The organism is Pseudomonas sp. ASL7, from assembly GCF_056680375.1.
Map to the genome: position 1 here is coordinate 5,236,983 of NZ_CM155279.1, position 14,896 is coordinate 5,251,878.

The following is a 14,896-nucleotide window of genomic DNA, read 5'->3' on the forward strand; positions in this document are numbered from 1 at the left end:
CTGAGTTAAACGACCATCTGAGGGTGGTGGCCATTTGATGTATGTTCTCATGCGTCACACTATGTGCCCTCATGCGATTGCCAGAACCCCGGAGAAGCTGTGCTAAAGTCTGCGTCCTTTTTATCGACATTCGCGTGATATGACCGACTCCAGTCTCTCCGCAAGCCCATCGAGCTTGAAAATCTACTTCCGCCTGCTCGGCTATGTCCGGCCCTACATCAGTCTATTCCTGATCAGCATTGTCGGTTTCCTGATTTTCGCTTCGACGCAACCCATGCTGGGCTACATTCTCAAGTACTTCGTCGACGGCCTTTCCAACCCTGAGGCCGTGCTGTTTCCAAGCGTGCCTTACCTGCGTGACCTGGCATTGCTGCAGGCTGTGCCGTTGCTGATCGTTCTGATCGCTGCATGGCAGGGGCTGGGATCTTATCTGGGCAACTACTTTCTGGCCAAGGTTTCCCTTGGGCTCGTCCATGACTTGCGGGTTCAGTTGTTCAACAACCTGCTGGTATTGCCTAACCGGTACTTCGACAAGCATAACTCGGGTCACCTGATTTCTCGTATCACCTTCAACGTGACCATGGTCACGGGGGCGGCCACGGATGCGATCAAGGTCGTAATTCGTGAAGGCATGACGGTGATCTTCCTGTTCGCCTCGCTGCTGTTCATGAACTGGCGCTTGACGCTGGTCATGATCGCCATCCTGCCGCTGATCGCAATCATGGTGCGTACCGCGAGCAAGAAATTCCGCAAGCAGAGCAAAAAAATCCAGGTGGCCATGGGCGACGTGACGCATGTCGCTTCTGAAACCATTCAGGGCTATCGCGTGGTTCGCAGTTTCGGCGGCGAAGTCTACGAAGAGAAACGCTTCTTTCATGCGAGCCAGGGCAACACCGACAAGCAACTGCGCATGACCCGCACGGGTGCAATCTATACACCGCTGCTGCAACTGGTGATCTACACCGCCATGGCCGTGTTGATGTTCCTGGTGCTGTTCCTGCGTGGTGATGCGTCCGCCGGGGACATGATTGCCTATATCACGCTGGCCGGTTTACTGCCCAAGCCGATCCGTCAATTGTCCGAAGTCAGCTCGACCATCCAGAAAGGTGTGGCCGGTGCCGAGAGTATCTTCGAACAGCTGGACGTCACGCCTGAAGTCGATACTGGCACCGTTGAGCGCGATGTTGTCAGCGGGCGCCTGGACGTGCGTCATCTTAGCTTTACTTACCCTGATACAGAGCGCCAGGTGCTCGATGACATCAGCTTCTCGGTCGAGCCTGGGCAAATGGTGGCGCTGGTGGGACGTTCGGGCAGTGGCAAGTCGACCCTGGCCAACCTGATTCCGCGTTTCTATCACCATGACAAGGGCGAGATCCTGATCGATGGCGTCGAAGTGGAGCAGTACAAACTACTTAACCTGCGCAAGCACATTGCCCAGGTGACCCAGCATGTGACGCTTTTCAGTGACACCGTGGCCAACAACATTGCCTATGGCGATCTGGCCGGCGCGCCTCGTGCGGACATCGAGAAGGCCGCGAAAGATGCCTACGCAATGGACTTCATCGCGCAATTGCCCGAAGGCCTTGACACCCAGGTCGGCGAGAACGGCGTATTGCTTTCCGGTGGCCAGCGTCAGCGTCTGGCGATTGCCCGGGCACTGTTGAAGAATGCGCCGTTGCTGATTCTCGACGAGGCCACTTCGGCCCTCGATACCGAATCGGAGCGGCATATTCAGGCAGCACTGGATCAGGTCATGAAAGGCCGGACGACCCTGGTGATCGCTCACCGGTTGTCGACCATCGAGAAGGCGGACCTGATTCTGGTCATGGACCAGGGCCGGATCGTGGAGCGTGGCACCCACGCTGAACTCCTGGCGCAGAACGGCTACTACGCCCGACTGAATGCCATGGGTCTCGACACCCCGGCGCAAGACATCGCCTGACCTTTATTCACCGGGCGTGCAACGCGCCCGGTTCCTTGTATCAAAATACTTACGTTCTTGACCAAACCTGAATAAAAATCCGGACTAGGCTTGTTAAAGTTTATGAACGAATTTTGACTTAGATCGAGAGGGCCATCCCTTTCGCGTGGGTACAGCCTTGTTGCAACGTTATCTCTGGAAACTTTTGCCCAAAACGCAACGTGCCTTTTTGCTGGGGCGCTTGTCGGTGGTGGACCGTCAGGTAGTGAACAAGTCGATGTCGGCGAACCTGCACTTCCCCCGGGCCTTCGCGCAGCGTTCCTGTCTGTTTATCCATGTCCCCAAGTGCGCCGGAAGCAGCGTCTGTGCGGCGTTGTTCGATAACTGGTGCCCCGGGCACTTGCCGTTGTACTGGTACGAGCAGCAGTTTCCCGAGCAGTTCGCAGCCAGTTTCAAGTTCGCCTTCGTTCGCGATCCTTTGGAAAGAGCCTACTCGGCTTACGCTTTTCTGCGGGGTAACGAATTGGGCCGGCGCGATCAGGCGGCGCAGAAACTGGTCAGCCACTATCGTGATTTCGACGATTTTGTCAGTCGCTGGCTTCACCCGGAAAACATCCACAGGCAATTACATTTCGCCCCTCAAGTGGATTTTCTCACCGACTCCCTCGGGCATCTGGCGCTGGACTTCATAGGGCATCAGGAACACCTGGAGCGGGATTTTCAATTTGTCTGCGAGCAGTTAGGCCAGTCTGTGGTGCTGCCTCACGTCAATGACTCCCGGCAGCGACTCCCGATGCTGGCCCGTGATTTCTGCTCTGTCCGTACCCGTCGGCTGGTGCGAAGGGCGTATCAACGCGATTACGAGATGCTCGGTTATGAATAAGGCGCTATCGATGCCGGTTTCCGGGGCCAGACCTTACAGTTTGTCGTTGACGAGCGAGGCACGCGCCTCGATCAAATCTCAACGGGCGCGCTGCCTCTGGTTGACGGGGTTTTCTGGTGCAGGCAAGTCGACGCTGGCCAATGCCCTTGAGCTGCAGCTCCATCAGCACGGTCTGCACACGTTTCTGCTTGATGGCGACAACGTGCGCAATGGTTTGTGTCGTGATCTGGGAATGGGGGCTGAGTGTCGCCGGGAAAATATCCGACGCATGTCTGAGGTGGCGCGGCTGATGGTCGATGCCGGGCTGATTGTGATTGTTGCGGCCATTTCGCCATTCCGGGCCGAGCGTGACGCCGCGCGACAGTTGTTCGCCGAGGGCGATTTCATTGAGGTATATGTGAGCACGCCGCTCGTGGTGTGCGCGCAACGGGATCCCAAAGGCCTGTATCAAGCGGCAAGGGAAGGACGAATCAAGGACTTCACTGGCATTGACAGCCCTTACGAAGCGCCGCTGTCTGCCGAATGTGAGATCGACACCGAAAAACGGGAGCTGGCGGAAGCTTGCTTGCAGTTGTCGGCATTTCTGCTCAATAAATGATCCGTTTTCACGGTCGGATTATCCGGTTGCAGCCGTCGCACAAGCCAGCGCCAAGCCTGTGGTAATATCGCGCCCTTGTTCATTTTGTATGTGGGTTGCTCCATGAAGTTGTCGATGCCGCGATTCGATCAAGCCCCTGTCTTGGTGGTCGGCGATGTCATGCTCGACCGTTACTGGCATGGTGGTACCTCACGGATTTCCCCTGAGGCGCCAGTACCTGTGGTCAAGGTCGAGCAAATCGAGGACCGCCCAGGCGGTGCCGCCAACGTGGCGTTGAACATTGCCGCGCTCGGTGCCCCGGCTTCGCTGGTGGGTGTGACCGGCGACGACGAAGCCGCCGACAGCCTGGTCAATAGCCTCAAGGGCGCTGGCGTACGGGCGTTGTTCCAGCGCATTGCGCACCAGCCGACGATCGTCAAACTACGGGTCATGAGCCGTCACCAGCAACTGCTGCGTATCGACTTCGAAGAGCCCTTCGCCACCGACGCCCTCGCGTTGGGTGAGCAAGTCGACGAGTTGCTTGAAGGTATCAAGGTGTTGGTGCTGTCTGACTACGGCAAAGGCGCGCTGAAAAACCATCAGGTGCTGATCCAGGCCGCCCGTGCGCGGGGCATTCCGGTACTTGCCGATCCGAAGGGCAAGGATTTCTCGATCTATCGCGGTGCGAGCCTGATCACCCCCAACCTCAGCGAGTTCGAGACTATCGTCGGCGGTTGCGCCGATGAGCACGAGCTGGTGAGCAAGGGCGCTCAGCTGATGCACGACCTTGACCTCGGCGCCTTGCTGGTGACCCGTGGCGAACACGGCATGACGTTACTGCGTCCGGATCATCCGGCGCTGCATTTGCCTGCACGAGCCCGAGAAGTGTTCGATGTGACCGGTGCCGGCGACACCGTGATTTCCACCTTGGCGGCCGCGATTGCCGCTGGCGAAGAACTGCCCCACGCGGTGGCCTTGGCCAATCTGGCGGCGGGCATTGTGGTCGGCAAGCTCGGGACGGCGGCCATCAGCGCGCCGGAACTGCGTCGCGCCATCCAGCGTGAGGAAGGTTCCGAGCGCGGTGTGCTTGGCCTTGAGCAGTTGCTGCTGGCGGTCGACGATGCACGGGCGCACAAAGAGAAAATCGTCTTCACCAACGGTTGTTTTGACATCTTGCACGCGGGGCACGTGACGTACCTCGAACAGGCGCGCGCCCAAGGCGATCGTCTGATCGTAGCGGTCAACGACGATGCCTCCGTCAGCCGCCTGAAAGGACCGGGTCGACCGATCAACAGCGTTGACCGTCGCATGGCCGTACTGGCTGGTTTAGGTGCCGTGGATTGGGTGATCAGCTTCCCTGAAGGCACCCCGGAAAACCTGCTGCGCGAGGTCAAGCCGGATGTGCTGGTCAAGGGCGGGGACTACGGGATCGAACAGGTCGTTGGTGCTGACATCGTCACGGCGTACGGCGGGACGGTGAAAGTGTTGGGGTTGGTGGAAAACAGCTCCACTACCGCGATTGTCGAGAAGATCCGCAAGTCTGAGTGACGCTTAAATGGTAGGAGCGAGCTTGCTCCGGGCGGCGCTCCGACGATGAACTCAACGGCACCGCATTCAATCAGTCAACACGCGGTCCCGTTCACGTCCATCGCGAGCAAGCTCGCTCCTACAGAGGCTGCGATTTTTTGTCTTTAAGAGCTGACTTTCTTTCGCGGCACGATCTTTTTCAGCAATTGCTTCGCTTTTCCGCGCAGCCGGGCTAACCCGGAAACTTTCCCTGGCGGACTTAGCCCCTGCTGCCGCACCCAATCCTTCCAGCGAATCCGTTCATCGCGCACCAGCCAGCCTTCCTGCTGGGAAAAACTCTCCGCCAGATACAATCCGCGAGTGCTTGCCGGGTAAAGTTGATCCTTTTTCAAGGTGTACAGCTCGGCCATCGGCTGCCCATCCTGCAGTGGCATCAGGTAAAGGTCGGGACGCTTGCGATCGAGCCGGGCCACCAGTTGATCGCCTTCCAGGCGCTCATCGACATGAAACAGGCTCAGGGATTTTGCTTCCTTGGGGACTTCCAGGCGCAAGTCATAGATCAATTGAAGCGACGCCGTCGGCAAATGCACGTACGCCCGTGGGCGCTCTATCAGCTGCATTTTGGCGCAACGCACTGGCCGCGCCGAACCGGACAACGGCGTCAGGCGAAACGGCAGTGCTTCACGGTAATGCAGGGCGCTGGCATAGGGCGCCGGCAGCCAGGTGTCGTTGAAACGCCCGCCAAGCCAGCCTTCGGGGGTTTCCAGCAAGCATTCTTCGGCAATTTCCTGGATCGCCGTGTGCAGCGGCAGGTTCAGTTCATGGGCTGGCACATAGCCGGATATAAGCTTGAGCACCACATCGCCGCGATCCTGACGACGCTGGCGCACCAACACCCAGTAATCGCGATTCTGCCAGTGCAGGGTCAGGCGCACCGAGACCCCGAGATTGGCAAGTTCCAGCGAGAACCGCTCGGTGTTGGCCACCGTCACCGGGCGGCGACGTTGCAGGGTCTGGGCGAAGTTGAGCGGCATCCCGACGCTCTGGTAGCTCAAGCCTTCGGGGGTCGCTTCGACGTATAACGGCAGGGTCTTGAAGTTGCTCGGGTTCTTTCTTATGAGCGTACGCGGCATGTCGGCTCCTGCTTAAGGCCGCGTGGGCGGCATCAGTTTCTACGAAGGACCTGGGCAACGGTCGCGACGTTGTGGGCGAGGTGCAGCGGATTGATGGTCCCGACAATAGCACTGGCCACACCGGGATGCTCAAACAACAGCTCGAAGCTGGCGCGCACCGGGTCCACGCCCGGGCTCATGCAGACGTGACCGCTGGCCAGGGCTTTTTTCACCAGGATGGCTTTGCCGTGAGCAGCAGCATAGTCAATGACCGCTTTCTCGTTCTGCTCGTTCAGATTGTAGGTGACCATTGCGCAATCACCTTGCTCCAGAGCCTTCAAACCGCCTTCGACGGTTTTGCCGGAGAAGCCGTAGCCGCGGATCTTGCCTTCGCGCTTGAGCTCGGCGAGGGTCGCATAAACGTCGCTGTCGTTGAGGATCGCCAGGTCGTTGCCGTCGGAATGCACCAGTACCAGGTCAATGAAATCCGTTTCCAGGCGTTGCAAGCTGCGCTCCACCGACAATCGCGTGTGGGCGGCGCTGAAATCGTGGCTCGACTGGCCGTCGGCAAACTCTTCGCCGACTTTGCTGACAATCACCCATGCCTGGCGCTGGCCACGCAACAACGGGCCGAGGCGCTCTTCGCTGCGCCCATACGCTGGCGCCGTGTCGATCAGGTTGATACCCAGATCGCGCGCGAGTTTGAGCAGCATGCGTGCTTCGTCATCGCCGGGAATCTGGAAGCCGTTGGGGTACTTCACGCCTTGATCGCGACCCAGTTTCACCGTGCCCAGGCCCAGAGGCGAAACCGCCAGCCCGGTGCTCCCCAGAGGGCGGTGCAGGTCGTGCAGGGTCGGCTGGCTCATGGCAACAGTTGCTCCCAGGCTGGAACGCCCATCGGCGGTTTTGGCAGGTCGGGCAGTGGTGCCGCGTGGCTTGGCTGGATACCGTCACGGGTAAAACTTGCGATGACACGGTCGGCGAAGTCTGGCGCCAGCGCCAGTTTGGTTGGCCAGCCCACCAGCAACCGGCCCTGCTCTGCAAGGAAGGCGTTGTCGGGGCGGCTCAGGCCCGATTGCAGCGGCTCGGCGCGATCCACGCGCAAGGTAGCCCATTGGACCGTGCTCAAGTCGATCCATGGCAATAACTGGCTGAGTTCTTTCTGCGCCGTGGCGATTTGCTCGGCGGGTTCGCGGGCAACACCTTCGGCTTCGGCGATGTCGCCGCCCAGATACCAGACCCACTGGCCATCGGCGGCCGGATGGGTGGTCACGGTAATGCGCGGTTTGGTGCCGCCGCCCAGGCAATGAGCGTACAGCGGTTTCAGGCTTGGACCTTTGGCGATGATCATGTGCAATGGCCGGCGCTGCATGGCCGGCTGGCTTAGCCCAAGTGTTTCGAGCAGCGCGGCCGTACCGGCACCGGCGCTCAAGACAATGCGTTGGGCACGGATCTCGCGGTCGTCGACCTTCAGGCCGACCAGGATCCCACCCTCCAGCAGCGGTTCGATCTTCTGACCGGCGAGCAAGCCATCACCTGCCAGGTCGGCCAGGCGCTGGATCAGGCTCGGGACGTCTACCACCAGTTCTGCCAAGCGGTAGACCTTGCCCTTGAAGCGCTTGTCTTGCAGGGCAGGCGGCAGTTGCTCGCCCTTGACCTGATCGACACGCCCGCGCACTGCTTTGCTGGCGAAGAAACTGGTGAGGTTGCCGGCGAGGGTGCCCGGGGACCAGAGGTAATGGGCTTCGGACAGCAGGCGCACGCCGGACAAGTCCAGCTCACCGTTACCGGCCAGTGCCTCGCGCCAGCGTCGTGGCATGTCGGCGATGGCTTCCGAGGCACCGGTCAGGGCGCCATGCAGCGCGTACTTGGCGCCGCCGTGGATGATGCCTTGGGACTTCACACTTTGCCCGCCGCCGAGGCTGGCGCTCTCCACCAGCACGGTCGAAAAACCCTGGCGGCGCAAGCGTGCATTCAGCCAGAGGCCGGCAACACCAGCGCCGACAATCAGAACGTCGGTGGAAATAACGGATGGCATGCAGCGACCTCAGTGTTCAAGACGAGGGCGCAGTATACAGACTCGAAGAAGAGGGGATTTGTTGGTGATCAATAGTGCGGATGCAAAACCTGTGGGAGCGAGCTTGCTCGCGATTGCGGTGGGTCAGTCAACATTAATGGTAAATGTAACGTCGCCATCGCGAGCAAGCTCGCTCCCACATGATCGGGCTTCGGATCTTAGTGGCCGGCGGTTTTGGAGAAGAGCTGGATCACAACGACACCCAATACAATGAGCGCCATCCCCATCATTGCCGGCACATCCAGCTTCTGCCCGTAAATAAACAGCGCCGCGACGCTGACCATCACGATCCCCATGCCGGCCCACACTGCGTAGGCAACACCTACCGGGACGCTGCGCACCACCAGGGTCAGCATCCAGAAGGCGATACCGTAACCCAAAATAACCAGAATCAGCGGTAGCGGGGTGCTGAGGCCTTTGACCGCTTTCATCGAAACAGTGGCGATCACTTCGGCGCAGATGGCGATGGCCAGGTAGTAGTAAGCGGTCATAGGTGCATCCTCGTGTGAAGTGTTGCTTTCTGAGGTTGGCATTCTAGAGGCTACCCAGATGCGGTAAAGTCATTACCTATCTGTTCGGGAGATGGGTTGCCTCATGAATATGCAATGGAATCTGGAGCAGTTGCGGCTGTTTGTCAGCGTAGCGGAGCAGCGTTCGTTTTCCGCCGTTGCGCGGGATCAGCGCAAGGCGCAGTCGGCGGTCAGCAGTTCGATTGCGCTGCTGGAAGAGGACTTGGGGGTGAGCCTGTTCGATCGCAGCAGTGGCCGTCAGCCGAAACTCACCGAGGCCGGCAACGCGTTGCTGGAAGAGGCGCGGGAAGTGCTGCGCCAGTGCGAACGCCTCAATGGTCGGGCGCTGGCGATGATGCGCGGCCAGGAGGCGCGTCTGCGTGTGGCCCAGGATGAGGCGATGCCCTATCAGCCGATCATCCAGAGCTTCGAGGCCCTGGCAGAAAAATTCCCCAGCATCGAAGTGCAACTGACCAGCGCCGCCCAAGGCGATGTGGCGCGCAAACTGGTTGAACGTCGGGCCGATCTGGGGTTGTTGTTTTATCACGACCAGATTCCCGAAGCCCTTGAGCGGCGGGTGTTGGGAAGCGTCGAAATGGTCACGGTCTGCGGCGTCGATCATGCGCTGGCGAACCAGGCTCACGTCGATTGTCAGCAACTGGCGCAGCATCGACAGTTGCTGATGTCCACCCAGTCCAGCGTTTATCCCGGCAGCGAGCCGGCCAGCCCGCAAGTCTGGCGGGCCGACAGTTTCTACGTGATGGCTGAGTGGTTGGTGCGGGGCCTCGGTTGGGCCTGGTTGCCACGACACGTGGTGCAGTACCCGGCATATCAGGGGCACATGGTCGAACTGGTCAGCGAATGGACGCCGCCGGCACTGGTGGTGGAACTGGTCTGGCGCCGGGATGAGCCCCTCGGCCCGGCGGCGCGTTGGCTGGCGGAACGTTTTGCCGTGCACTTGCAGGCGATCGGCGAAAAAACCGATAAACTCCGCCGCCATGAATAGAACTCTCTACACCGTGCTGTTTTACCTGGGGCTGCCACTGGTAGCGATTCGGCTGTGGCTGCGCTCGCGCAAGGCACCGGCGTATGCCAAACGCATTGGCGAGCGGTTCTCCTTCGGCTTGCCGGCAATGAAGCCAGGTGGCATTTGGGTGCACTCGGTGTCCGTGGGCGAAAGCATTGCCGCGGCGCCGATGATTCGCGCGTTGCTGCAACGTTATCCACAGTTGCCCATCACCGTGACCTGCATGACCCCGACCGGGTCCGAGCGGATTCAGGCATTGTTCGCCAACGAGCCGCGCATCCAGCACTGCTATTTGCCGTACGACTTGCCGTGTGCCGCCGCGCGTTTTCTCGATCGGGTACGACCGAAACTGGCGGTGATCATGGAAACCGAACTTTGGCCCAACCATATTCACCAATGCGCCAAACGCGGGATTCCGGTGGCGCTGGCCAACGCGCGGTTGTCTGAACGTTCGGCCAAAGGATATGGCCGCTTCAACAAACTGACCCGGCCGATGCTCGTCGAGATGAGCCTGTTCGCCGTGCAGACTGAAGCCGAGGCCCAGCGTTTCCGTGAGTTGGGCGCGCGCCCGGAAACCGTTGAAGTGACCGGCTCGATCAAGTTCGATTTGACCATCGACCCGCAACTGCTGCTGCGCGCCGCCCAATTGCGTGAGCAGTGGCAGGCAGAAAACCGTCCGGTGTGGATCGCCGCGAGTACTCACGAAGGTGAGGACGAAGTCGTGCTGGCGGCTCATCGTCAGTTGCTCGCCAATCATCCCGATGCGTTGCTGATTCTGGTGCCGCGTCATCCTGAGCGTTTCAACTCGGTGTTCGAGTTGTCTCAGCAACAGGGTTTCGCCACGCTACGCCGGTCTACGGGCGAGCCAGTCACCGCCGCGACGTCGGTGCTGGTGGGCGACACCATGGGTGAGTTGCTGTTTCTTTATGCGCTGGCTGACAGCGCATTTGTCGGTGGCAGTCTGGTGCCGAACGGTGGACACAATCTGCTGGAACCGGCTGCGCTGGCCAGGCCGGTATTGAGCGGGCCGCACCTGTTCAACTTCCTCGAAATCGCTACGCAGTTGCGCAGTGCCGGAGCGTTGCAGGAAGTGGAAGATGCCGAAGGTCTGTCACTGGCCGTGCAGCGGCTGTTCGAATTGCCGCGAGATGCGCAGCGGATGGCGGAGGCGGGGCTGAAGGTGATGCGCACGAATCAGGGCGCGTTACAGCGATTGCTGGACGGGTTGGGTCGGTTGATCGACAAATCCTGAGTCCACTGCTGATCAAACTGTGGGAGCGAGCCTGCTCGCGAAAGCGGTGCATCAGTCAACATTGATCTCGACTGACACTCCGTCTTCGCGAGCAGGCTCGCTCCCACAGAGATTGTGGTGATCAGGGTCTGGCTTTGAGCTGTTCAGCCGCAGCCTTGGCCAGGTCCGGTGGCAGGAAGTCCTTGTCCGGGTTGTAGTCGGCCTTCAGATAACGCGCCAGATCCTGCAAATCCCCCGGATTCAATGTGCCGGCCGCCTGCTTCAGGCGCAGGTTGTCGAGGATGTAGTCATAGCGTGTGTTGTTGTAGTCGCGCACCGAGGTGTACAGCTGACGCTGGGCATCCAGCACGTCGACGATGTTGCGCGTCCCCACCTGATAACCGATTTCGGTCGCTTCCACCGCGCTCTGGTTGGAAATGATCGATTGCTTGCGCGCCTGTACCTGCTCGACGTCGGTGTTGACTGCGCGGTGCAGGTTGCGTGTGCTTTCTACGATTTGCCGACGCAGGGCTTCGCGTTGCTGCTCGGTCTGGTCCAGTTGTGCGTACGATTGGCGCACCTGAGAGCTGGTCAGGCCGCCGGTGTAAATCGGGATGTTCAGTTGCAGGCCCACCGTCGTTTGCTCGACGTTGCCACCGTAAGGCTGGCTGAAGCCGTTCGGGTTGCTGAAGCCCAGTGCATCGTTGTCGCCTTTCTCGTACTTCGCCACGGCGTCGAGAGTCGGTGCATACCCGGCCTTGCGCTGCTTGAGGGTTTCTTCGGCGGCGCTGACGGCGTAGTTGCTTGCGAGCAGGTTGAGGTTCTGTTTGGTCGCCGTATCGACCCAGGCCTTGGCGTCGTTTGGTGATGGCGGCAGGATCGGCAAGGTATGGGAAATGCCCCAGATCGAGTTGTACTGGCGGTTGGTCAGGGTGATCAGGGCTTCGAATGCATCATCCACCTGGCGCTGCGCGACGATTCGGTTGGCGCGTGCGGTGTCGTAGCTGGCTTGCGATTGCAGCACGTCAGTCTTGTCCGAGAGCCCGACATCAAAGCGTTCGTTGGACTGATCGAGCTGGCGTTTGAACGCGGCTTCCTCGGCTTTGGTCGAGGCCAGGTTGTCCTGGGTGCGCAAGACGTTGAAATAGCTGACGGCGGATTGCAGGATCAGGTTTTGCTCGGTTGCCGAGAGTTGCAGCGCGTCCTGCTCATTGACGCTCTTGGCGGCCTGGAACTGGAACCAGCGATCGGCACGGAACAGCGGTTGCGCCAGGGTCGCTTGATAGGAGTGAGCGTCACGGTTGGCGGTGGCCGAAGGCTGATCGAGCGCGGTGCGCACGCTGGTCGTTTCGGCGCCGCCCGAGAGATTGGGCAGCAGGCCGGCGCGGGCCTGGGGCACGATTTCTTTCTGGGCGCCATATTGGGCAACGGCAGCGGCGAGGTCGGCGTTATTGTCCTTCGCTTCCTGGTACACGCTGACCAGATCGTTATTGGTTGATAAGGGCGCTTCTGCTGCCCAAGCCATTCCATTGGACGCACAAGACACGGCTACGGCCAGTGAGAGTTTGCGCAGCATGAGGCCATCCCTAAAAATTACGCTGATAATTTGCGCCAAAGGTAAGGCGCGGCGTTGTATATCGTCAATGCAGAGCGTCAATGCGGAGCATGGCGTCGCGAGTGTAGTTGCGCACACGTTTGGCAACAATCGTCTAATTACGCCATTCATCATGGTGTTTACTGAGGTGTTGGCGTTCTTTGCCAGTTGTGTCTAGACTGGCCGGGTTCTTGTCGGGGTGCCTTGCTATGAGGCTGAGATCGAATAATTTCGGATCCCGTTGAACCTGATCAGGTTAGCGCCTGCGTAGGGAACAAGATTTCTCGTCACCCGGCGAGTCCTCTTGTGCTTCGTCCGGGATGTTGTTCGACAATCGAACACCCCTCGAGCACTGAGCACAGCACTGCTGGTTTTCCCAGCGCCCGTGCGTCCATTCGATTACAGGTTCGCTCCGACAAAAAATCCACTGCCTGGATGTGTTCGGAGAGCCCGTGATGACGATAAAACCAAAAAATACGACGAACCTGAGTGAATCGGCCCAAGTCGATCAACAATCGGTTCAGCCGTTTACCCGCTCGCAAAAAATCTATGTTCAGGGCTCCCGCCCGGACATCCTCGTGCCGATGCGCGAAATCAGCCTCGACGTGACCCCGACCGACTTCGGCGGTGAGGTCAACGCGCCAGTCGTTGTGTACGACACCTCCGGCCCGTACACCGACCCCAACGTCATCATCGACGTGCGCAAAGGCCTGGCCGATGTGCGTTCGCCGTGGATCGAGTCCCGGGGTGACACCGAGCGTCTGCCCGGCTTGAGCTCGAACTTCGGCCAGGAACGCCTCGCCGACGCGGAACTCACCAAGCTGCGTTTTGCCCACGTGAACAACCCGCGCCGCGCCAAGGCCGGGGCCAACGTCAGCCAGATGCACTACGCCCGCAAAGGCATCATCACCGCCGAGATGGAATACGTTGCCATCCGCGAGAACATGAAGCTCGAAGTGGCTCGCGCCGCTGGCCTGCTTGACCAGCAGCACGCTGGCCACAGCTTCGGTGCCAGCGTGCCGAAAATCATCACCCCCGAATTTGTCCGTGACGAGATCGCCCGCGGTCGCGCGATCATCCCGGCCAACATCAACCACACCGAACTGGAACCGATGATCATTGGCCGTAACTTCCTGGTGAAGATCAACGGCAACATCGGTAACAGCGCTTTGGGTTCGTCCATTGAAGAGGAAGTGGCGAAACTGACCTGGGGCATTCGCTGGGGTTCGGACACCGTCATGGACTTGTCCACCGGTAAACACATTCACGAAACCCGCGAATGGATCATCCGTAACTCGCCAGTACCGATCGGCACCGTGCCGATCTATCAGGCCCTGGAAAAAGTCGGCGGCGCGGCCGAAGACCTGACCTGGGAGCTGTTCCGCGACACGCTGATCGAACAGGCCGAGCAGGGCGTCGATTACTTCACCATCCACGCTGGCGTATTGCTGCGCTACGTGCCGCTGACCGCCAAGCGCGTGACCGGCATCGTCTCTCGCGGTGGTTCGATCATGGCCAAGTGGTGCCTGGCGCACCACAAAGAGAACTTCCTCTACACCCATTTTGAAGACATCTGCGAAATCATGAAGGCCTACGACGTCAGCTTCTCGCTGGGCGATGGCCTGCGTCCTGGCTCGATTGCCGACGCCAACGACGCCGCGCAATTCGGTGAGCTGGAAACCCTCGGCGAGTTGACCAAAATCGCCTGGAAGCACGATGTGCAGTGCATGATCGAAGGCCCGGGCCACGTGCCGATGCAGTTGATCAAAGAGAACATGGACAAGCAGCTGGAGTGCTGCGACGAGGCGCCGTTTTACACCCTCGGCCCGCTGACCACCGACATCGCGCCGGGTTACGATCACATCACTTCCGGGATCGGTGCGGCGATGATCGGCTGGTTCGGTTGCGCCATGCTGTGCTACGTCACGCCGAAGGAACACTTGGGCCTGCCGAACAAAGATGACGTGAAGACCGGTATCATCACTTATAAGATCGCCGCTCATGCCGCCGACCTTGCGAAAGGGCACCCGGGCGCGCAGATTCGTGACAATGCCTTGAGCAAGGCGCGTTTCGAATTCCGCTGGGAAGACCAGTTCAACCTGGGCCTTGATCCGGACACCGCGCGCTCGTATCACGATGAAACCCTGCCGAAGGATTCGGCCAAGGTCGCGCACTTCTGTTCCATGTGCGGGCCGAAATTCTGCTCGATGAAAATCACTCAGGAAGTCCGCGAGTACGCGGCCAACCAGCGGATCGAAACGATCGATGCCGAAGTCGCCCAGGGATTGGCTGACCAGGCTGAGCGGTTCAAGCAGGAAGGCAGTCAGCTGTACAAGAAAGTTTGATCTGACCTGAAAAGGTGGGGCCTGAAAGGGCCCTATCGCCAGCAGGCTGGCTCCCACACTGGATTTGTGGTGTTCACAAGTCCCCTGTGGGAG

General features: G+C 59.8%; 12 protein-coding genes and 1 riboswitch. Of the genes, 7 read left to right on the plus strand and 5 right to left on the minus strand.

Annotation, left to right across the window (positions count from 1 at the left end; all coding sequences use genetic code 11):
• The first annotated feature begins 139 nt into the window (after positions 1 to 139).
• The 4 genes from msbA to hldE all read left to right on the plus strand — a co-directional run bounded on the left by msbA (position 140) and on the right by hldE (position 4,929).
• Positions 140 to 1,942, plus strand: coding sequence for a lipid A export permease/ATP-binding protein MsbA (msbA, locus tag AC1MDT_RS24230; RefSeq protein WP_480419294.1), 1,803 nt, complete (start codon positions 140 to 142; stop codon positions 1,940 to 1,942).
• 157 nt (positions 1,943 to 2,099) lie between these two features.
• On the plus strand, positions 2,100 to 2,804 hold the full coding sequence (locus AC1MDT_RS24235) for a sulfotransferase family 2 domain-containing protein (protein WP_480419295.1): 705 nt from the start codon (positions 2,100 to 2,102) through the stop codon (positions 2,802 to 2,804).
• The gene (gene cysC, locus AC1MDT_RS24240; RefSeq protein WP_480419296.1) at positions 2,797 to 3,402 is read left to right on the plus strand and encodes an adenylyl-sulfate kinase; all 606 of its coding nucleotides are present in this window, start codon (positions 2,797 to 2,799) and stop codon (positions 3,400 to 3,402) included. The genes AC1MDT_RS24235 and cysC overlap by 8 nt, the downstream gene beginning before the upstream one ends.
• A 102-nt stretch (positions 3,403 to 3,504) precedes the next feature.
• Positions 3,505 to 4,929, plus strand: coding sequence for a bifunctional D-glycero-beta-D-manno-heptose-7-phosphate kinase/D-glycero-beta-D-manno-heptose 1-phosphate adenylyltransferase HldE (hldE, locus tag AC1MDT_RS24245; RefSeq protein WP_480419297.1), 1,425 nt, complete (start codon positions 3,505 to 3,507; stop codon positions 4,927 to 4,929).
• A 143-nt stretch (positions 4,930 to 5,072) separates the two neighbouring features.
• Here hldE and AC1MDT_RS24250 read toward each other — a convergent pair whose 3' ends face one another.
• From AC1MDT_RS24250 to AC1MDT_RS24265, 4 genes are all read right to left on the minus strand, one after another.
• Positions 5,073 to 6,041 carry a metal ABC transporter ATPase gene (locus AC1MDT_RS24250; RefSeq protein WP_480419298.1) on the minus strand — a complete coding sequence of 323 codons (969 nt, stop codon included), beginning with the start codon at positions 6,039 to 6,041 and terminating at the stop codon, positions 5,073 to 5,075.
• A gap of 32 nt (positions 6,042 to 6,073) precedes the next feature.
• Positions 6,074 to 6,886: an aldo/keto reductase gene (locus AC1MDT_RS24255; RefSeq protein ID WP_480419299.1), complete on the minus strand. Its 813-nt coding sequence runs from the start codon at positions 6,884 to 6,886 to the stop codon at positions 6,074 to 6,076.
• The gene (locus tag AC1MDT_RS24260) at positions 6,883 to 8,058 is read right to left on the minus strand and encodes an NAD(P)/FAD-dependent oxidoreductase (protein ID WP_480419300.1); all 1,176 of its coding nucleotides are present in this window, start codon (positions 8,056 to 8,058) and stop codon (positions 6,883 to 6,885) included. Before AC1MDT_RS24260 ends, AC1MDT_RS24255 begins: the two co-directional genes overlap by 4 nt.
• 197 nt (positions 8,059 to 8,255) lie before the next feature.
• Positions 8,256 to 8,588, minus strand: coding sequence for a DMT family transporter (locus AC1MDT_RS24265; RefSeq protein WP_414908968.1), 333 nt, complete (start codon positions 8,586 to 8,588; stop codon positions 8,256 to 8,258).
• Between the two features lie 103 nt (positions 8,589 to 8,691).
• Between AC1MDT_RS24265 and AC1MDT_RS24270 the strand changes: the two genes are divergently transcribed.
• The gene (locus tag AC1MDT_RS24270) at positions 8,692 to 9,612 is read left to right on the plus strand and encodes a LysR family transcriptional regulator (RefSeq protein ID WP_414908967.1); all 921 of its coding nucleotides are present in this window, start codon (positions 8,692 to 8,694) and stop codon (positions 9,610 to 9,612) included.
• Positions 9,605 to 10,885 carry a lipid IV(A) 3-deoxy-D-manno-octulosonic acid transferase gene (gene waaA, locus AC1MDT_RS24275; RefSeq protein WP_480419302.1) on the plus strand — a complete coding sequence of 427 codons (1,281 nt, stop codon included), beginning with the start codon at positions 9,605 to 9,607 and terminating at the stop codon, positions 10,883 to 10,885. The genes AC1MDT_RS24270 and waaA overlap by 8 nt, the downstream gene beginning before the upstream one ends.
• A gap of 121 nt (positions 10,886 to 11,006) precedes the next feature.
• Here waaA and AC1MDT_RS24280 read toward each other — a convergent pair whose 3' ends face one another.
• Complete coding sequence (locus AC1MDT_RS24280) at positions 11,007 to 12,440, minus strand: TolC family outer membrane protein (protein WP_480419303.1); 1,434 nt, start codon at positions 12,438 to 12,440, stop codon at positions 11,007 to 11,009.
• 203 nt (positions 12,441 to 12,643) lie between these two features.
• Positions 12,644 to 12,749, plus strand: a riboswitch (TPP riboswitch).
• Positions 12,750 to 12,913: 164 nt separating this feature from the next.
• On the opposite strand from AC1MDT_RS24280, the gene thiC reads away from it, so the two are divergent.
• Positions 12,914 to 14,803: a phosphomethylpyrimidine synthase ThiC gene (gene thiC / locus AC1MDT_RS24285; RefSeq protein WP_480419304.1), complete on the plus strand. Its 1,890-nt coding sequence runs from the start codon at positions 12,914 to 12,916 to the stop codon at positions 14,801 to 14,803.
• Positions 14,804 to 14,896: the final 93 nt, after the last annotated feature.

What these genes read in the sequence shown, in the direction of transcription:
- msbA (WP_480419294.1), top strand. Translation starts at nt 140, where the DNA reads ATGACCGACTCCAGTCTCTCCGCAAGCCCATCGAGCTTGAAAATCTAC.
- cysC (WP_480419296.1), top strand. Translation starts at nt 2,797, where the DNA reads ATGAATAAGGCGCTATCGATGCCGGTTTCCGGGGCCAGACCTTACAGT.
- hldE (WP_480419297.1), top strand. Translation starts at nt 3,505, where the DNA reads ATGAAGTTGTCGATGCCGCGATTCGATCAAGCCCCTGTCTTGGTGGTC.
- AC1MDT_RS24250 (WP_480419298.1), bottom strand. Translation starts at nt 6,041, where the DNA reads ATGCCGCGTACGCTCATAAGAAAGAACCCGAGCAACTTCAAGACCCTG.
- AC1MDT_RS24255 (WP_480419299.1), bottom strand. Translation starts at nt 6,886, where the DNA reads ATGAGCCAGCCGACCCTGCACGACCTGCACCGCCCTCTGGGGAGCACC.
- AC1MDT_RS24260 (WP_480419300.1), bottom strand. Translation starts at nt 8,058, where the DNA reads ATGCCATCCGTTATTTCCACCGACGTTCTGATTGTCGGCGCTGGTGTT.
- AC1MDT_RS24265 (WP_414908968.1), bottom strand. Translation starts at nt 8,588, where the DNA reads ATGACCGCTTACTACTACCTGGCCATCGCCATCTGCGCCGAAGTGATC.
- AC1MDT_RS24270 (WP_414908967.1), top strand. Translation starts at nt 8,692, where the DNA reads ATGAATATGCAATGGAATCTGGAGCAGTTGCGGCTGTTTGTCAGCGTA.
- waaA (WP_480419302.1), top strand. Translation starts at nt 9,605, where the DNA reads ATGAATAGAACTCTCTACACCGTGCTGTTTTACCTGGGGCTGCCACTG.
- AC1MDT_RS24280 (WP_480419303.1), bottom strand. Translation starts at nt 12,440, where the DNA reads ATGCTGCGCAAACTCTCACTGGCCGTAGCCGTGTCTTGTGCGTCCAAT.
- thiC (WP_480419304.1), top strand. Translation starts at nt 12,914, where the DNA reads ATGACGATAAAACCAAAAAATACGACGAACCTGAGTGAATCGGCCCAA.